This is a genomic window from Streptomyces xinghaiensis S187, assembly GCF_000220705.2.
GTDB lineage: Bacteria > Actinomycetota > Actinomycetes > Streptomycetales > Streptomycetaceae > Streptomyces > Streptomyces xinghaiensis.
On record NZ_CP023202.1, the window covers coordinates 5,059,835 to 5,079,104 of the forward strand.

The 19,270-nt window shown below is 73.0% G+C and carries 12 protein-coding genes; 11 read left to right on the forward strand and 1 reads right to left on the reverse strand.

Annotation, left to right across the window (positions count from 1 at the left end; all coding sequences use genetic code 11):
* Positions 1–57 precede the first annotated feature (57 nt).
* The 9 genes from mrdA (at position 58) to galE (ending at position 14,665) form a co-directional block, all read left to right on the forward strand.
* Positions 58–2,187, forward strand: coding sequence for a penicillin-binding protein 2 (gene mrdA / locus SXIN_RS21585; RefSeq protein ID WP_019709067.1), 2,130 nt, complete (start codon positions 58–60; stop codon positions 2,185–2,187).
* Entirely contained in the window at positions 2,184–3,383 is a 1,200-nt protein-coding gene (rodA, locus tag SXIN_RS21590) for a rod shape-determining protein RodA (protein WP_019709068.1), read from the forward strand. Before mrdA ends, rodA begins: the two co-directional genes overlap by 4 nt.
* A 123-nt stretch (positions 3,384–3,506) precedes the next feature.
* A complete protein-coding gene (locus tag SXIN_RS21595; protein ID WP_039821279.1) occupies positions 3,507–5,432 on the forward strand; it encodes a TIGR03960 family B12-binding radical SAM protein in 1,926 nt (641 codons plus the stop codon).
* Positions 5,433–5,678: 246 nt separating this feature from the next.
* Positions 5,679–6,482: a TIGR03936 family radical SAM-associated protein gene (locus SXIN_RS21600; protein WP_019709070.1), complete on the forward strand. Its 804-nt coding sequence runs from the start codon at positions 5,679–5,681 to the stop codon at positions 6,480–6,482.
* A gap of 216 nt (positions 6,483–6,698) precedes the next feature.
* Positions 6,699–10,904, forward strand: a complete 4,206-nt coding sequence (locus SXIN_RS21605) for an Rne/Rng family ribonuclease (protein WP_095757396.1) — start codon at positions 6,699–6,701, stop codon at positions 10,902–10,904.
* Between the two features lie 374 nt (positions 10,905–11,278).
* Complete coding sequence (gene rplU, locus SXIN_RS21610; RefSeq protein WP_019709073.1) at positions 11,279–11,599, forward strand: 50S ribosomal protein L21; 321 nt, start codon at positions 11,279–11,281, stop codon at positions 11,597–11,599.
* Positions 11,600–11,613: 14 nt separating this feature from the next.
* Complete coding sequence (gene rpmA / locus SXIN_RS21615) at positions 11,614–11,871, forward strand: 50S ribosomal protein L27 (RefSeq protein WP_019709074.1); 258 nt, start codon at positions 11,614–11,616, stop codon at positions 11,869–11,871.
* Positions 11,872–12,100: 229 nt separating this feature from the next.
* Complete coding sequence (gene obgE / locus SXIN_RS21620) at positions 12,101–13,540, forward strand: GTPase ObgE (RefSeq protein ID WP_019709075.1); 1,440 nt, start codon at positions 12,101–12,103, stop codon at positions 13,538–13,540.
* Between the two features lie 144 nt (positions 13,541–13,684).
* Positions 13,685–14,665: a UDP-glucose 4-epimerase GalE gene (gene galE / locus SXIN_RS21625; protein WP_019709076.1), complete on the forward strand. Its 981-nt coding sequence runs from the start codon at positions 13,685–13,687 to the stop codon at positions 14,663–14,665.
* 114 nt (positions 14,666–14,779) lie between these two features.
* Here the strand turns inward: galE and SXIN_RS21630 are convergent, their stop codons facing one another.
* Positions 14,780–16,927: a hypothetical protein gene (locus tag SXIN_RS21630; protein ID WP_050930817.1), complete on the reverse strand. Its 2,148-nt coding sequence runs from the start codon at positions 16,925–16,927 to the stop codon at positions 14,780–14,782.
* A 436-nt stretch (positions 16,928–17,363) separates the two neighbouring features.
* Here SXIN_RS21630 and proB point away from each other — a divergent pair, with 436 nt between their 5' ends.
* Positions 17,364–18,506, forward strand: coding sequence for a glutamate 5-kinase (proB, locus tag SXIN_RS21635; protein ID WP_078648949.1), 1,143 nt, complete (start codon positions 17,364–17,366; stop codon positions 18,504–18,506).
* 239 nt (positions 18,507–18,745) lie between these two features.
* On the forward strand, positions 18,746–19,261 hold the full coding sequence (locus SXIN_RS21640) for a hypothetical protein (RefSeq protein ID WP_019709079.1): 516 nt from the start codon (positions 18,746–18,748) through the stop codon (positions 19,259–19,261).
* Positions 19,262–19,270: the final 9 nt, after the last annotated feature.

Genomic DNA, 19,270 nt, shown 5'->3' on the forward strand with positions numbered 1-19,270 from the left:
AGCCGGCCGAGCCGCGCGGACGGCACCGCCGGAAGCAGCACCCCAGGGGGCAGCGCAGTGAGCAACATTCCGGAGACCGGGCGGACCTCCCGTGTCACCATCCGGCTCATCGCCATCCAGATACTGGTCTTCTCCCTCCTCGCCACCCTCGCCGGGCGGCTCTGGTTCATCCAGATCCGCAACGGCGACGAGTACACGGCCGAGGCCGCGGGCAACCACGTCCAGCAGGTCGTCAAGCCGGCCGTCCGCGGTTCCATCCTCGACGCCCGCGGCGTGCCGCTCGCCGACAACGAGACCCGTCTCGTCGTCTCCGCCAGCCGCACCGAGCTGCTGAAGATGAGGGACGACGGAGAGGCCGTGCTGACCCGCCTCGCCGGGGTGCTCGGCATGGAGCCCCGGGAGGTCCTGGAGAAGGTCCGCCTCTGCGACGCCGAGACCAAGCAGCCCTGCTGGAACGGCTCCCCCTACCAGCCCATCCCGATCACCGACGAGGCCACGGCCCAGCAGGCGCTGACGATCCGCGAGCGCGCCGAGGACTTCCCCGGCATCACCGCCGAACCCACCGCCGTACGCCGCTACGCCGCGCCCGCCGGCGCCGACACCGCGCAGGTCCTCGGCTATCTGTCGCCGGTCACCGACGAGGAGATCAAGAAGGCCGAGGACACCGACTCGCCCTTCCTCCGCTCCGACCAGGTCGGCCGCTCCGGCCTGGAACGGTCCTACGACGAGTGGCTGCGCGGCAAGGCCGGCGTGACCCGCTACGAGGTGGACAAGCTCGGCCGGGTGATGGGCATGACCGAGAGCGACCCGGCCGTGGCCGGGCACAACGTGATCACGAGCATCGACGCCCGGGTGCAGGCGCTCGCCGAGAAGGAACTGCACCAGGCCATGAAGGAAGCCCGCAAGCAGCACGACCGCAACACCAACCGCAACTACGAGGCGGACGCGGGCGCCGTCGTCGTGATGGAGGCCAAGACCGGCCGGGTGGTCGCCATGGCCTCCAACCCGGACTACGACCCCAACGCCTGGGTCGGCGGCATCTCCGGCAGCGACTACGCCAAGATGACCAACAAGAAGTCCAACTACCCGCTGCTCAACCGGGCGATCCAGGGACAGGCCGCCCCCGGCTCGATCTTCAAGGTCATCCCGACCGCCGCCGCGGTCAAGGCCGGCTACGACTTCAACGGCAACTACGCCTGCACCAGCTCGTACAGCATCGGCAACCAGGTCTTCAAGAACTTCGAGTCGCAGGACCACGGCATGATCGACCTCGGCCGGGCGCTGGAGGTCTCCTGCGACACCGTCTTCTACCGTCTCTCCCACCAGGAGTGGCGCAAGGACGGCGGTCTCAAGCCGAAGAAGAACGCCAAGGACTGGTTCTACGAGACCGCTCACGAGTTCGGGCTCGGCAAGAAGACCGGCATCGACCTCCCCAACGAGGTCAGCGGCCGCGTCCCCGACCGGCAGTGGAAGAAGGACTTCTGGAAGGCCAACAAGGACAACTGGTGCGAGCGCGCCAAGCAGTGGCCCAAGAAGAAGGACTACGTCACCGTGCTCTCCCGGGAGAACTGCCTGGCCGGCATGAAGCTGCACGCCTATGACTCGGTGAACTACTCCATCGGCCAGGGCGACACCCTCGTCACCCCCGTCCAGATGGCGTCCATCTACGCGGCCCTCAGTAACGGCGGCACCATCCACACCCCCACCGTCGGCAAGGCGGTCGTGAGCCCCGACGGCAAGGAGATCGAGGAGATCGAGCCCGAGGCGAGCGGCAAGCTGCCGGTGGACAAGAAGACGATGCGGCAGATCGACAAGGCGCTCGAGGGCGTCGCCACCCGGGGCACCGCCGCCTGGCGGTTCGGCGGCTGGCCGCAGGACAAGATCCCGATGCACGCCAAGACCGGTACCGCGGAGGTCTACGGCAAGCAGACGACCTCCTGGTTCGCCACGTACACCGAGGACTACGCGATCGTCATGACGATCTCCCAGGGCGGCACCGGCTCCGGCGCCTCCGGCCCCGCGGTGCGCAACATCTACAACGCCCTCTACGGCATCGACGAGAAGGGCGGCATCAACAAGAAGAAGGCGCTGCTGCCCAAGCCCCAGAAGAACCTGCCCGAGATCCGCGAGGACGGTTCGATCAAGGCCGCCGCGCTGCCCAAGGCGGGACGGAGGGGCGGCGAGTGACCGCACACGGCTTCGGCTTCTCCGTCAGCCGCTACACCCCCCGGCAGGGCGCCTGGGGCCGGCTCACCGCGCGCGACTCGATACTCCGCCGCCTCGACTGGCCCATGCTGCTGGCCGCGCTGATGCTCTCCGGCCTCGGCTCGCTACTGGTGTGGTCGGCCACCCGCAACCGCACCGAGCTCAACAACGGCGACCCGTACGACTTCCTGGTGCGCCACACCGTGAACGTCGGTATCGGCCTCGCTCTCATGGCGGGCACCGTCTGGCTCGGCCACCGCACCCTGCGCGGCGCGGTGCCGGTCCTCTACGGGCTCTCCGTGCTGCTGGTCGCCCTCGTGCTGACACCGCTGGGCACCACCATCAACGGCGCGCACGCCTGGCTCGACATCGGGGGCTTCTCCCTCCAGCCGTCCGAGTTCACCAAGGTCACCATCATCCTCGGCATGGCCATGCTGCTGGCCGCGCGGGTGGACGCGGGCGACCGGGTCCACCCCGATCACCGGACCGTCGTCCAGGCCCTCGCGCTCGCGACCCTGCCGATGGCCGTCATCATGCTGATGCCGGACCTCGGCTCCGTGATGGTCATGGCGGTGATAGTGCTCGGTGTGCTGCTCGCCTCCGGTGCCTCCAACCGCTGGGTCTTCGGGCTGATGGGCACCGGCGCCGTCGGCGCCGTCCTCGTCTGGCAGCTCGGCGTGCTCGACGAGTACCAGATCAACCGGTTCGCCGCCTTCGCCAACCCCGAGCTCGACCCGGCGGGCGTCGGCTACAACACCAACCAGGCCCGGATCGCCATCGGCTCCGGCGGCCTCCACGGCACCGGGCTCTTCAACGGCACCCAGACCACCGGCCAGTTCGTGCCGGAGCAGCAGACCGACTTCATCTTCACCGTGGCCGGCGAGGAGCTCGGCTTCCTCGGGGCCGGGCTCATCATCCTGCTGATCGGGGTCATCCTCTGGCGTGCCTGCCGCATCGCCCGGGACACCACCGAGCTGTACGGCACGATCGTCGCCGCCGGCATCATCGCCTGGTTCGCGTTCCAGTCCTTCGAGAACATCGGGATGACCCTGGGCATCATGCCGGTGGCCGGCCTGCCGCTGCCCTTCGTCTCCTACGGCGGCACCTCGATGTTCGCGGTCTGGATCGCGGTCGGCCTGCTCCAGTCCATCAAGGCGCAGCGCCCGCTCTCGGCCTGAGGCCCGTCCGCGCCGCCGTCCCCGTTCCCCTCCGCCCGGCCGGCCGGCGTCCGGCCCGTACGACCCGTACGGAACGGGCGGTACGCTGGATGGTCCCCCTATCCGCTCATGAGAGACATCGCGATGCCTGTCGAGTCGGTCTTCCCACGCCTGGAAGCGCTTCTCCCGCACGTTCAGAAGCCCATCCAGTACGTCGGCGGAGAGCTCAACTCCACCGTCAAGGACTGGGATGCCTGTGACGTCCGCTGGGCGCTCATGTACCCGGACGCCTACGAGATCGGACTGCCCAACCAGGGCGTCATGATCCTCTACGAGGTGCTCAACGAGCGCGAGGGCGTCCTCGCCGAACGCACGTACAGCGTCTGGCCCGACCTCGAGAAGCTGATGCGGGAGAACGGGGTCCCGCAGTTCACCGTGGACGCGCACCGCCCGGTGAAGGCGTTCGACGTCTTCGGCCTGAGCTTCTCCACGGAGCTCGGCTACACCAACATGCTGGCCGCCCTGGACCTGGCCGGCATCCCGCTGTCGGCCGCCGACCGGACCGAGGACGACCCGGTCGTCCTGGCCGGCGGCCACGCCGCTTTCAACCCCGAGCCGATCGCGGAGTTCATCGACTGCGCGGTCATCGGCGACGGCGAGCAGGCCGTGCTCACCATCACCGAGACCATCCGGGCCTGGAAGGCGGAGGGCCGGCCCGGCGGCCGTGAGGAACTGCTCCTCCGGCTGGCCAGGACCGGCGGCGTGTACGTCCCCCGCTTCTACGACGTCGAGTACCTGCCGGACGGCCGGATCGCTCGCGTCGTGCCCAACGCCTCCGGGGTGCCGTGGCGGGTGTCCAAGCACACCGTCATGGACCTCGACGAGTGGCCGTACCCCAAGCAGCCGCTGGTCCCGCTGGCCGAGACCGTGCACGAGCGGATGTCCGTGGAGATCTTCCGCGGCTGTACCCGGGGCTGCCGCTTCTGCCAGGCGGGCATGATCACCCGCCCGGTGCGGGAGCGGAGCATCACCGGCATCGGCGACATGGTGGAGAAGGGCCTCAAGAACACCGGCTTCGAGGAGGTCGGCCTGCTCTCCCTCTCCTCGGCCGACCACAGCGAGATCGGGGACATCGCCAAGGGTCTCGCCGACCGCTACGAGGAGGACAAGGTCGGCCTCTCCCTGCCCTCCACCCGGGTCGACGCCTTCAACATCGACCTGGCCAACGAGCTCACCCGCAACGGCCGCCGCTCCGGCCTCACCTTCGCCCCCGAGGGCGGCTCCGAGCGCATCCGCAAGGTCATCAACAAGATGGTCTCGGAGGAGGACCTGATCCGCACGGTCGCCACCGCCTACGGCAACGGCTGGCGGCAGGTGAAGCTGTACTTCATGTGCGGCCTGCCCACCGAGACCGACGAGGACGTCCTCCAGATCGGCGACATGGCGGTGAACGTCATCGCCAAGGGCCGGGAGGTCTCCGGCAGCAACGACATCCGCTGCACCGTCTCCATCGGCGGCTTCGTCCCCAAGCCGCACACCCCCTTCCAGTGGGCACCGCAGCTCTCCGCGGAGGAGACCGACGCCCGGCTGGCCAAGCTCCGCGACAAGATCCGCGGCAACAAGAAGTACGGCCGCTCCATCGGCTTCCGCTACCACGACGGCAAGCCCGGCATCGTCGAGGGCCTGCTCTCCCGCGGCGACCGGCGGATCGGTGCCGTCATCCGCGCCGTCTACGAGGACGGCGGCCGCTTCGACGGCTGGCGTGAGTACTTCTCCTACGACCGCTGGATGGAGTGCGCCGGGAAGACGCTCCCGCCGCAGGGTGTGGACGTCGACTGGTACACCACCCGCGAGCGGTCCTACGAGGAGGTCCTGCCCTGGGACCACCTGGACTCCGGCCTGGACAAGGACTGGCTCTGGGAGGACTGGCAGGACGCGCTCGACGAGACCGAGGTCGAGGACTGCCGCTGGACGCCGTGCTTCGACTGCGGTGTCTGCCCCCAGATGGACACCGCCATCCAGATCGGCCCGACCGGGAAGAAGCTGCTGCCGCTCACGGTCGTCAAGTAGCCGGACCCGCCGCCCGCCCGCCCGCGGCGCGGCTCCGGCCGCCGCGCGCACCAGGCCCTCCGTTCCCGGGACACCGGGAACGGAGGGCCTTCGCGCGGGCCCGTCCTCCCGCCGCACCCGTCGGTGTGCCCCTGCGGGAACCTTCGGTGCCCGTCACACGTACCCTGGGAAGCAGGACGACCGTGACTCACGAAGGACTGAGCGACCCTGGGCAAGCGACAGCCCGAAGGCCCCCCGCCCGCACCGGTGGCGCAGCGCATCCGTCTGCGCTACACCAAGCGGGGCCGCCTCCGGTTCACCAGCCACCGCGACTTCCAGCGCGCTTTCGAACGAGCACTGCGGCGCGCCGGGGTACCGATGGCGTACTCGGCGGGCTTCACCCCGCACCCCAAGGTGTCCTACGCCAATGCCGCACCCACCGGCACGGGCAGTGAGGCCGAGTTCCTGGAGATCGCCCTCACCGAGCACCGCGATCCGGAGAGGCTCGGGGCGCTGCTCGACGCGTCGCTGCCCGCCGGTCTGGACGTCATCGACGCGGTCGAGGCCCGGACCTCCGGTCTGGCCGACCGGCTGCAGGCCTCCGAGTGGGAGCTGCGGCTTCCCGGGGTGGGCCACGAGGAGGCCCGCCGGGCCGTCGCCGCCTTCCTCGCCGCCGAGTCGGTGGAGGTCGAACGGCGTACCAAGAACGGGATGCGCACCTTCGACGCACGCGCCGCCGTCGTACGGCTGGAGGCCGGGGAATCACCGGCTGATGGGCCGGGCGACACGGCCTGTGCGATACTGCGCCTGGTAGTGCGGCATTCGACACCCGCCGTACGACCCGACGACGTCCTGTCCGGCCTCCGAGCTGCGGCCGACCTGGCGCCGCCGGTCCCCGCAGCGGTGACCAGGCTGGCGCAGGGGCCGCTCGATGAGGAGTCCGGCACGGTGACCGACCCGCTCGTGCCCGACCGCGAGGCTGTCACGGCCGCCCCACCCACGGCCGCCGTACCGACCGCCACGACGGAGGCACCGCCGTTCGGCGGAGCAGCGCAGGTGGGTACCGCGTAAGGACGGCCGTCGAAGCGCCGCCGACGCACCAGGGAGCCACCCGGGTCCGGCGACGCGTTGACACAGAAGCTTTCGCCGGTCCGTCCCCACGGACCGGCGAGTGAGACGACAGCTCCCGTGCGGCGCCCAGGCCCCGGACCGCGGAACGCGCACATCACGCGGGCCGCGACCGGACACCGGCCCGGCGCCCGGGAGCGTGACGGGAGAAACGCCCGCATGCCCCAGTCCATGGAGCCCCGTGAGGCGGCGCGCGACAGCGCCGCCGGGGACACCCCGGAGAACAACAGCCCCAGCGACACCCTGCCTCCGCGGCGGCGGCGCCGTGCGGCCTCCCGGCCGGCGGGTCCGCCCTCCGCGCCGGGCGCCGAAGCACCGGCCGCGGAGCCGGCCGAGGCCACGACGGTGGTCGCGGACTCCGCGCCCGCCGCCCCGGCGGCACTCTCCGCCCTCTCGGAGCAGGAGGCCGCCACGGAGGCGGCTCCCGAGCCCGCCGCCCCGCCGCGCCGGCGACGGGCGGCCCGCAAGGCCACGGCCCCGGCCGGAGCGCCGAGGGCGGCCGCGGAGCCGGAAGCCGTGACTTCGGAAGCCGTGACACCGGAAGCCGTGACACCGCAGACCGCCGAGGAGGCGGAGGAGGACGGGGAGACGGCCGAGGAGATCGCCGCCGCCCAGGAGGAGGCCGCCGCGGAAGCGGTCGCCGCGGAGGACGACGAACTCTCCGGCGGCACCCCGGCGGCACAGCCCGCCGAGGCCGCCGCGGCCGCACCCGAGGCCGAGCCCGCCGCCGAGGCGGAGGCCGCTCCCCGCGTCCGGACCCGCCGCCGTGCCGTCCGCAAGGCGACCGCCCCGGCCGGTGCTCCCGCGGTCACCGGTGACGGCGACCTGGCCGAGCCCACGGTCGTGGGCGACCAGACCCCGGCCGTGGCCCCCGCCGACGAGACCGCGTCCGCCGCGCCCGTTGAGGAGGCGCCGCGCCGCACCCGCCGCCGTGCCGTCCGCAAGGCCACGGCCCCCGCCGGTGCTCCGGCCGAGGTGGCCGCCGCGGCCGAGGGGACCGAGGCCGCGCAGGGCGGTGCTCCCGAGGCGGACGCACCGGCGGAGGCCCCGCCGCAGCCGCTGACCGAGGGCTCGGTGACCGTGGCCGACGCCGTGGAGGCGCCGAGAGGCCGCACCCGCCGCCGTTCCGCGCGCCGGAGCGAGACCGGTCTGGCCGCTCCTGAGCTCGCTCCGGTGGCCGACGACGCCGCCGTACCGTCCCGTGGTGAGACCGCGGCGGCCCCCGCGGAGGCGGAGCAGGCGGAGGGCTCCGCCGCCGAGGGGCGGCCCGCCCGTTCGCGCCGCCGGGCCGAGCGCCGGCAGCCCGCCGCGGAAGCCGGGACGGAGACGGGAGCCGGGGCCGAGGGGCGCGCCGCGTTCACGGCGCCCGCCGCGGAGCCCGAGCCCGAGCCCGAGCCCGAGCCGACCGGCCGTACCCGCCGCCGGGCCGTCCGGCCGCCGACGGCCGTGTTCCAGGCGCCGGTCTTCACCGAGCCCATGTTCCAGACCCCGGAGCGCGCCGCGGCCGCGGCCGCCGCCGAGACCGAGGAGCCCGGGGCCGCGGAAGCGGAGGAGCGGGAGCCCGCCGCGGCCACCGGCGGCCCCCGCCGTCGCCGTCGCCGGGCCGGTGCCGCGGAGGACACCGGTCCCGAGGCCGGGACCGGGGCCGTCGCCGAGGAGGAGCAGCAGCCGGAGGCCGCCGCCGAGCCGCAGGCCGGTGAGGAGGAGTCCGGCGAGCGCCCGTCCCGCCGTCGCCGCCGGGGTGGCCGTCGCCGCCGCCGGGGCGAGGGCGAGGGGAACGGCGAGGCCGGGGAGACCGGCGAGGAGGGCCCCGAGGGCGCCGCCGCCGAGCCCGCTGCCGAGGACGCCGGGGAGCCCGCCGCCGAGCGGGACCGGGACCGCGCCGCGGCCGGTACCGAGGAGCAGGACGAGCGCGGGGAGCGCGACGAGCAGGAGGAAGACCACGGCGGCGCGGGCGGCACCAGCAGCAGCCGTCGCCGTCGCCGCCGTCGCCGGCGCAGCGGGGACGCGGGCGACCACCCGGTCGACGCCTCCCAGGACGACCCGGAGCGCACGGTCGTCAAGATCCGTGAGCCGCGCAAGAAGGACGAGCCCGGCACGGGCTTCGACGAGGTGCAGTCCATCAAGGGCTCGACCCGGATGGAGGCCAAGAAGCAGCGCCGCCGCGAGGGCCGCGAGCAGGGCCGCCGCCGGGTGCCGATCATCACCGAGGCCGAGTTCCTGGCCCGGCGCGAGGCCGTCGAGCGGGTGATGGTCGTCCGGCAGAGCGGTGAGCGCACCCAGATCGGTGTGCTGGAGGACGGCGTCCTCGTCGAGCACTTCGTCAACAAGGAGCAGGCCACCAGCTACGTCGGCAACGTCTACCTGGGCAAGGTCCAGAACGTGCTGCCGTCCATGGAGGCCGCCTTCGTCGACATCGGCAAGGGTCGCAACGCCGTGCTGTACGCCGGTGAGGTCAACTTCGACGCGCTCGGCATGTCCGGCGGCCCGCGCCGGATCGAGACCGCGCTCAAGTCCGGCCAGTCCGTGCTGGTGCAGGTCACCAAGGACCCGATCGGCCACAAGGGCGCCCGGCTCACCAGCCAGGTCTCACTGCCCGGCCGCTACCTGGTCTACGTGCCCGAGGGCTCGATGACCGGCATCAGCCGCAAGCTGCCCGACACCGAGCGGTCCCGGCTCAAGCAGATCCTGAAGAAGATCGTCCCCGAGAACGCGGGCGTCATCGTGCGCACCGCCGCCGAGGGCGCGTCCGAGCAGGAGCTGGCGCGGGACGTCGAGCGGCTGCAGCAGCAGTGGGCCGATATCCAGAAGAGGGCCAAGGGCGGCGGCGCCCCCACCCTCCTCTACGGCGAGCCGGACATGACCGTCCGCGTTGTCCGCGACATCTTCAACGAGGACTTCTCCAAGGTCATCGTCAGCGGTGACGGAGCCTGGGAGACCATCCAGGGCTATGTCTCGCACGTCGCCCCGGACCTCACCGACCGGCTGCAGAAGTGGACGTCGGACGTCGACGTCTTCGCCACGTACCGGATCGACGAGCAGCTGATGAAGGCGCTGGACCGCAAGGTCTGGCTGCCCAGCGGCGGCTCGCTGGTGATCGACCGGACCGAGGCGATGGTCGTCGTCGACGTCAACACCGGCAAGTTCACCGGCCAGGGCGGCAACCTGGAGGAGACGGTCACCAGGAACAACCTGGAGGCTGCCGAGGAGATCGTGCGCCAGCTGCGGCTGCGCGACCTCGGCGGCATCATCGTGATCGACTTCATCGACATGGTGCTGGAGTCCAACCGGGACCTGGTGCTGCGCCGGCTGCTGGAGTGCCTGGGCCGCGACCGGACGAAGCACCAGGTGGCCGAGGTGACCTCGCTGGGCCTGGTGCAGATGACCCGCAAGCGGGTCGGGCAGGGGCTGCTGGAGTCGTTCTCCGAGACCTGTGTCCACTGCAACGGGCGCGGCGTCATCGTGCACATGGAGCAGCCGTCGGCGCCCGGCGGCGGTGGCAAGCGGAAGAAGAAGGGCAAGGGCGGCGCGGCCGCGGCGGAGCCGCACATCCACGCGCCCGAGCCCTCGGACATCGGCGCCGGGGGCGAGGCCGCGGTCGCCGCGGTGGCCTCCCCGGAGTCCCCGGCCGAGGTGGCCGCGGAGACCGCCGAGCCGGTGGCGCTGCCGGAGCCCGCGTTCAGCCCGGACGAGGATCTGTACAGCAGCGCGGCCGAGGCGGAGGCCGCGGCCTCCCGGGTCGGCCGCGGCCGGCGCCGGGCGGTCCGCAAGGCGTCCGCGCCGGCGGGTCCGCCGAAGGCGGCCGCCGGGGAGGCGGTCGTGGTGGTCACCCCGGCCGAGTCCGAGGCGCGGCCCGAAGAGGTGGCGGAGACGGTGGCGGAGCCGGCGGCCGAGGCCGCTCCGGAGCCCGCGCCGGCCGCCGAGGCGGCGGCGCCCCCGGCCCGTACCCGCCGCCGGGCGGTCCGCAAGGCCTCGGCTCCCGCGGGCCCGCCGAAGGGCACCGAGGAACCGGAGGAGACGGCCGTGGTGGTCGTGTCCGCCGGTGAGCCGGTCGTGGCCGGGGAGACGGAGCCCGGGGCGCCCGTGCCGGAGACCGCGGAGCCCACTGAGGGCGGGGAGCCCGGGCCCGCCCCGGCGAAGAAGGCGGCGAAGCGCGCCGCGGCCAAGAAGGTGACGGCGAAGAAGGCCGCGGCCAAGAAGACCGCCGCCAAGAAGACGGCTGCCAAGAAGGAGCCGGGCACGGCGAAGAAGGCGGCGGCCAAGAAGGCCACGGCGAAGAAGGCCGCCACCCGGAAGACGGCGCAGAAGGCCGCGGCGGCGGAGCAGTCCTCCGCCCCGGCCGCGGCCTCGGCCGACGAGTCGTAGCGGGGAGGGGTCCCACGGGCCTCTGCGTGCGCCGGGCCGGTGCGCCCCCTCTCCGGAGGGCGGAGCACCGGCCCGGAGCCGTCTGGGGCCGTGCGGGGCAGCCGTCCGTGCCGCCGTCCGGGCGGCCGGGGTGTCCCCGGGAGGCCCCGGGCCGTACGGTCCCGGTACGGTGAGGGCCGGTTTGACCGGCGTGTCAAGGCCCCGTAATCTTGACCGTCGGCGTGTGTACGCCAACCCCTTGAGCACATCCCTCCCGGTCCGCCGGGGGAGGCCGCTCGTCCTTCCGGAAACCGCGGGCACGGATCCTCCGGGATCCGGCTTCCGCGTGAGCGGCTGGCATCAGGGGTCCCGTTCGAGCAGAGAGTGAGATCCGCGTGTACGCCATCGTGCGCAGCGGTGGTCGCCAGCACAAGGTTGCTGTCGGCGACATCGTTGAGGTTGACAAGATTTCCACCGGCAAGGTCGGCGACACGGTCGAGCTCTCGACCCTGCTCGTGGTCGACGGCGACGCCGTCACCAGCGACCCGTGGGTCCTCGCGGGCATCAAGGTCCAGGGCGAGATCGTGGACCACCACAAGGGCGCCAAGATCGACATCCTGCGGTACAAGAACAAGACCGGTTACCGCCGGCGCCAGGGCCACCGCCAGCAGTACACGGCGCTGAAGATCACCGACATCCCCGCGGCTGCGAAGTAAGGGACTGAGAACACATGGCACACAAGAAGGGCGCATCGTCCACCCGGAACGGGCGCGACTCCAATGCCCAGCGGCTCGGCGTGAAGCGCTTCGGCGGTCAGGTCGTCAACGCCGGTGAGATCCTGGTCCGCCAGCGCGGCACCCACTTCCACCCGGGCAACGGCGTCGGCCGCGGCGGCGACGACACGCTGTTCGCCCTCGCCGCCGGTGCGGTGCAGTTCGGCACCAGCCGCGGCCGCAAGGTCGTGAACATCGTCCCGGTCGCCGAGTAATCAGCCCGGACGCGAAGACACAGCACCGAGGGCGGGCCGCCCTTCCCGTTGCGCAGCGCACGCTCGCGGCGGGAAGCCGGTCCGCCCTCGGCGCGTTGAACCGGCCGCACCCCCTCGGCCGGGCGGAAGGTCCCGCCCGGCGCGGGGGCGCGGCAGCAGGACCGGCAGTACCGCAGGACAACCCCGTCACCAGGCCGGAAGGCCGGTACGCACAGCAGGAGGCACCCGTATGACCACCTTCGTGGACCGCGTCGAACTGCATGTCGCCGCGGGTAACGGAGGCCACGGCTGCGCCTCCGTCCACCGTGAGAAGTTCAAGCCGCTCGGCGGCCCCGACGGGGGCAACGGCGGCCGGGGCGGCGACGTGACCCTGGTCGTCGACCAGTCCGTCACCACGCTTCTCGACTACCACCACAGCCCGCACCGCAAGGCCGGCAACGGCAAGCCGGGCGAGGGCGGCAACCGTTCCGGCAAGGACGGCCAGGATCTGGTGCTGCCGGTCCCGGACGGCACCGTCGTCCTCGACAAGCAGGGCCGGGTGCTCGCCGACCTCGTCGGCCAGGGCACCTCCTACGTCGCCGCGCAGGGCGGCCGCGGCGGTCTCGGCAACGCCGCGCTGGCCTCGGCCCGCCGCAAGGCGCCCGGCTTCGCGCTGCTCGGCGAGCCGGGGCACACCGGGGACATCGTCCTGGAGCTCAAGACCGTCGCCGATGTGGCGCTGGTCGGCTACCCGAGCGCCGGCAAGTCCTCGCTGATCTCAGTGCTCTCCGCCGCCAAGCCGAAGATCGCCGACTACCCCTTCACCACCCTGGTGCCCAACCTGGGGGTGGTGACGGCCGGTTCGACCGTCTACACCGTCGCGGACGTCCCCGGGCTGATCCCGGGCGCCAGCCAGGGCCGGGGGCTGGGCCTGGAGTTCCTGCGCCATGTCGAGCGCTGCTCGGTGCTGGTGCACGTCCTGGACACCGCCACCCTGGAGTCCGAGCGGGACCCGCTCTCCGACCTCGACACCATCGAGGAGGAGCTGCGGAGCTACGGCGGCCTGGACGACCGGCCGCGGATCGTCGTCCTCAACAAGATCGACGTGCCGGACGGCAAGGATCTCGCCGAGATGGTCCGGCCCGATCTGGAGTCCCGCGGCTACCGGGTCTTCGAGGTGTCGGCCGTGGCCCACACCGGTCTGAAGGAGCTCTCCTTCGCGCTGGCCGAGATCGTGGCGAAGGCGCGCGCGGCCAAGCCCCGGCAGGAGGCGACCCGGATCGTCATCCGCCCGAAGGCCGTGGACGACGCGGGCTTCACCGTCACCCGCGAGGGGGACGACCTGTACCGGGTGCGGGGCGAGAAGCCCGAACGCTGGGTGCGGCAGACGGACTTCAGCAACGACGAGGCCGTCGGCTATCTCGCGGACCGGCTCAACCGCCTCGGGGTGGAGGACGCGCTGGTCAAGGCGGGCGCCCGGGCGGGCGACGGCGTCGCGATCGGCCCGGAGGACGACGCGGTCGTCTTCGACTGGGAGCCGAGCATGGCCGCGGGCGCCGAGATGCTCGGCCGCCGCGGTGAGGACCACCGCCTGGAGGCGCCGCGCCCGGCCGCCGTACGCCGCCGGGACCGCGACGCGGAGCGGGACGAGGCCGACGCGGAGTACCGGGGGTTCGACCCCTTCTCCTGACCGGACCGCCGGCCGGCGCCCGCCCGGGCATCTCCGGCCCCTGCCGCAACACGGGCCCCGCCCGCCCCGCACACCGGGGGCGTGCGGGGCCCTCGCGCGCCGGGAGGCATCCTGCCACCGTCCGGCACGGCATAGGGTGGCGCCATGACGTGGTTGATCACAGGCGGTGCCGGATACATCGGCTCCCATGTAGTACAGGCACTGGCCGGCAGCGGTGAACGCGCCGTGGTGCTCGACGATCTGAGCACCGGGGAGGCCGCGCGGCTGCCCGCCGGGGTCCCCCTGGAGCGGGGCTCCGTCCTCGACCGCGGGCTGCTGGACCGCGTCCTGCGCGAGCACGGCGTGACGGGCGTCGTCCACATCGCCGCCAGGAAGCAGGTGGGCGAGTCGGTGGAGAAGCCGCTGCTCTACTACCGGGAGAACGTCGAAGGGCTGCGGACCGTCCTCCAGGCGGCCGCCGAGGCCGGGGTGAGCCGTTTCCTCTTCTCCTCCTCGGCCGCCGTCTACGGCATGCCGGAGACCGATCTCGTCACCGAGGCCACCCCCTGCCTGCCGATGAGCCCGTACGGCGAGACCAAGCTCGCCGGCGAGTGGCTGGTGGCCGCGGCCGGGCGGGCGCACGGCATGGCGACGGTCTCCCTGCGCTACTTCAACGTGGCCGGCGCGGCCTCCCCCGAGCTGAGCGACGCGGGCGTCTTCAACCTCGTCCCCATGGTCTTCGAGCGGCTGTCCGAGGGCCGGCCGCCACTCGTCTTCGGCGACGACTACCCCACGCCGGACGGCACCTGCGTCCGGGACTACATCCATGTCGAGGACGTGGCCGACGCGCATGTGGCGGCGGTGCGGCGGCTGGCCGCCGACCCGGAGACCTCCCTGGTGCTCAACATCGGCCGCGGTGAAGGGGTTTCGGTGACCGAGATGATCGAGATCATCGGCTCGGTCACCGGCCTGGACGCACGGCCCGAGGTACGGGAGCGGCGGCCCGGCGACCCGGCGCGGGTGGTCGCCTCGGCGGAGCTGATCGGCAAGGAGCTCGGCTGGTCGGCCCGGTACGGCGTGCGGGAGATGGTGGAGTCGGCCTGGGCCGGCTGGTGTGCCCGGCACCCGGGGACCGGCGCGGGCTGAGCGCACCGGCGGCGGGCGCGGACAGGGGCGGGGCCCGGAGGCTTTCCTCCGGGCCCCGCCCCTGTGCGGTGGTACGGCGCGCGGGCTCGGGGCCCGCGGCCGGTGCTGTACCGGTCAGACGTTGACCGAGTCGCTGCCCTCCGGAGCGTCGGCCGGGTCGGCCGTGCCCGCCGGCTCCCGCGTTCCGGTCGGCTCCAGCTCGATCTCCTCGGACGCCAGCTCGGCCGCCGTCTCCTCCGCCCCCTCGCGCTGCGTGGGCACGTCGGAGGACGCGCGGGCGGCCATCCGGGCGCGCCGTTCGTCGGCCTTCGCGCACAGGGCGACCACGGCCTCGTTGAAGCGGACCAGGGACGGCGGGTCCGACGGGCCGAGCAGATACGTCTTCAGCTCGGCACGGGCCGCCGCGAGGGTGTCCTTCTCCGGGTTCCGCACGGCCTCCAGCAGCTCCGGGAGGCCGTCGGCGTCCGGGCTGAGGATCGCCGCCGCCCGTACGGTCGGGTAGCCGGCGCGGAACTCCTTCTCGCTCAGCCCGCTGGTGTTGGCCACGGCGTAGGGCTTCTCGCTGGTCAGGTAGTCGGAGACCACGCTCGACACATCGCTGATCAGCAGATCGGCCTGGTTGAAGCAGGTGTAGATGGCGGGCCGGGGGCCGGTGATGATCTGGTGCTCCCAGTCCGGGAAGGACGCCCAGTACGCGCGCTCCCAGGCGGCGGTCGCCGCCGTCACGGCCGCGGCGCGGTCGGTGTCGGGCGTCGACTGGATCATCATCCGCTCGGCCTCGTCGGCGTCGGGACGGAAGTGCGTGCTGGTCAGCCGGTCCAGTTCGACGGTGCGGCGGCGCAGCTCGGCGGCGGCCTCCGGGCCGGGCCGCGGGCCACCGCGCCGGGAGTTCGCGTCGGTGATCATCGCCTGGATGCGCTCGTTGGCACGGGCGGCGCGTGGGTCGACGGACCCGGTCATGGGGTGGGGCTTGTAGAGGAGCCGCACGCCGGGGTCGGCCAGCAGCCGGCGGACGATGTTCTCACCGGCGAGGATCACCGAGGTGTTGCCCGGGTCGTTGGTCCAGCCCTCCCAGGTGGGGGCGTAGAGGACGGTGGTGAGGCCGTCGTCGGCCGGGGGCCCGCCGTACGGGCGGATCGGTGACAGCTGCGGGCGCCCGACCTCCACCACGTCCCGGTCGTCGACGCCGATGTCGGCGAGCTGGTAGCGCTCGCGGGCGGCCGGGCCGGCCACCCACACCTCGTCGTACGCCTTGGCGTAGGGGTTGCAGCTGGAGAGCTTGTCGCTCTCGCCGTGGTTGATGAACGCGTGCTTGATCGAGGGGATGCGCAGGACCTGCGAGGTCTTACCGGAGTTGGCCGGGTGCAGCATCATCTTGAGCGTCGAGTGCTCCAGATGCATCAGATGCGCGACCTTGGGAATGCAGACGACCGGCACGTCCGTGGCGTCGATCTTCTGCACCATGAAGCGCTCGCGGAGCACGATGACCGGCTTCCCGTCGAGCTGCGGCAGCGTGGAGAGCCACATGTTGGCCTGGTAGGCCGAGGTGGTGCCGCCGGAGAAGTACATGCCGACCGTCGGCCGGTAGTCGGCGAGCCAGTTGTTCAGCCACTTCAGGACCTGCGCCTCGGTCGCCGAGCGCTTGGCCGGCAGCAGCCAGCCCGCGAGGTACAGGGTGCCGGCGATGGCGACGGCAAGGGCCAGGGAGAGTCCGACCCCGCCCCAGAGGGCGTCCCGGGTGACCACGGTGGCCAGCAGGCCGGCGGTGACCGGCACCGAGAAGGCCAGCAGCCGGTGGCCCGGGCGCCGGGAGAGGATGCGCGGCGGCGCGGGGGAGAGCCGCAGGGCCGAGGTGTCGATGTTCCGGGTGACGATCGGCAGCGTCCGGCTGCGGCGCACCAGCACCGCGGTGGCCTGGCACGCGAAGTGCGTCATGTAGAAGGCCAGCAGCCCGATGGTGAGCGGGGAGTGCTCCGCGATCGGATTGATGTCCTCCATCCGGAGGAGCCCCAGCACGATCAGCATGTCCCGCAGCAGCTGCCGGACGGTGACGTCGAAGCGGACCTTGCTCAGCAGTGACAGCAGCCCCGGCTGCCGCAGCTGGAGATACAGGTCGAGGGCGAGCCCCCCTGCCGAGGCGATGATGAAGATCGGCACATGGGGCAGCAGGGCACCCGCGAGCTGGCCGGTATAGGCCGCGAACATCGCGAAGAGTGCTGAGAGCTGCACAGCACGGCGGGTGGCTGGTCCGGCAGAGGACACGAGCTGAGCTCCTGGCGGGGGGAGTGGACGGAGGGTGACCGCATGGGTCCGGTGCACGCGCCGCGGGCTGAACGCGGGCTGCCACGGAGGACAACCACTGACCGTATGACGTGCGCCGCCCCTATGACAATTTCACGTGACGGGTGTCACCGGGGTGGCCGACGGCCTGATCCCCCATGACCGTTTCATAACGTTCCGGAGCCGACGGGCGGCCGGCCGCGGAGCCGGAGCGATGGCCGCCGGGTGCGGCCGGCGGCGGGGGCGTCCCCACGGGGGCCGTGCGCCGGGCCGTCCGTCCCGCGAGGCGGACGGCCCGGCGGACGCCCGGTGACCTGGCGTAGATTCTCGGGGAGACAGCGGTTCGATCATCCGGCCGACCGGTCCGGCCCGGCCGGCCGCGGTGGGCCGGGCCGGTGAGAGAGAAGGAAGCAGCGCGGTGTCAGGGGCAGCGGGATCGGCAGCGGACCGGGACGACGTCACCTCGGCGCGGAGGATCGTGGTGAAGGTCGGCTCCTCCTCGCTGACGACCTCCGCGGGCGGACTCGACGCCGACCGCGTGGACGCCCTCGTCGACACCCTGGTCACCTCGCGCGGCAACGGCGCGAAGGAGATCGTGCTCGTCTCGTCCGGAGCCATCGCCGCCGGTCTCTCCCCGCTCGGCCTGCGGCGCCGGCCCCGTGACCTGGCCCGCCAGCAGGCGGCGGCCAGTGTCGGCCAGGGCCTGCTGATGGCCCGTTACACCGCCTCCTTCGCCCGGTACGGCATCCGCGTCGGCCAGGTGCTGCTCACCTCCGACGACACCAGCCGCCGGGCCCACTACCGCAACGCCTACCGCACCCTCGACCAGCTCCTGGCCATGGGCGCCCTCCCGGTCGTCAACGAGAACGACACGGTGGCCACGGACGAGATCCGCTTCGGCGACAACGACCGGCTCGCCGCCCTCGTCGCCCATCTGGTCCGCGCCGATCTGCTGCTGCTGCTCTCGGACGTCGACGCCCTCTACGACGGCGACCCCAGCACCCCGGGCACCAGCCGCATCGCCGAGGTCAGGGGGGCGAAGGACCTGGACGGGGTCTCCATCGGCAGCGCAGGCAAGGCCGGGGTCGGTACCGGCGGCATGGTCACCAAGGTCGAGGCGGCCCGGATCGCCGCCGCCGCGGGCATCCCGGTGGTGCTCACCTCCGCCAGCCGGGCGGCCGACGCGCTCGCGGCCCGCCCCGTCGGCACGTACTTCCACCGCACCGGACGGCGCTCGGCCGGCCGGCTGCTGTGGCTCGCCCACGCCTCGACCCCGCTCGGCGCCCTGACCCTGGACGACGGTGCCGTACGGGCCGTGGTCGAACGGCACAGCTCCCTGCTGCCGGCCGGAATCGCCGCCGTGGAGGGCGACTTCAGCGCCGGGGACCCGGTCGAACTCCGCGACACCGCCGGGACCCCAGTCGCCCGCGGGCTGGTCAGCTTCGACGCCAAGGAGATCCCGCGGCTCATCGGCCGCTCCACGCGCGACCTCGCGCGGGAGCTGGGGCCGGCGTACGAGCGGGAGGTCGTCCACCGCGACGACCTCGTCCTGCTCCGCTAGCGGACGTCCACCCGCCGCAGACCCTCCGCACCCTCCGTGGCGGAACGGCCGGACTCCGCTCTTTTCACCCGGACCTTTTCCGAAAACCCCGCACGGCCGCCCGCGGACTGGTCAACTCTTGGTACGGACGCCGGGGCGGCGTCCCGGGTGCCGTGCTCCGCGGAAGGGAGGCGGCCCGGCAGCAGCACACGGCCCGCCCGCGGGGACGCGGAGCGCCGCATCGGAACAGGAGGCCGCCGGTGAGACGAGGGCGCCTGGAGGCGCTGCGCCGGGTCACGGCGGAGCGGAGGGCTCCGGCCGGCACCGGCGGAGGCCGCGACCGCACCTCACGCCCGCCCGTCTCCGTCGTCCCGGCCGCGCCCGGCGCCGGGACCGGACCGAGGGAGGACGGTCCGGGCGAGGGAGAGCGCGAGCCGTCCCGGCTGTGGCACATCACCCTCAGCGTCTCCGGCGCGCGGACCCCGCCGTCGGAGGTCCGCAGAGGACTGGAGCAGCTCGCCCACGACCACCCCTTCCTGCTGACCGGCCGCTACGCCGCCGACCACGCCGAGATCCGGTACTGGGAGGAGGCGCGGGACCTGCACGACGCGGCGGCGGTCGCCCTGCGGCTCTGGGGCGAGCACCGCTCGACGGCCGGGCTGCCGCCGTGGGAGATCGTCGGCCTGGAGGTGGTGGACCGGGAGACCTACCACCAGCGCGTCACCGAGGGCTACGGCCCGCCACCCGTCTCCCCGGTGGGCGTCCATCCGTTCTGACATCCGTTT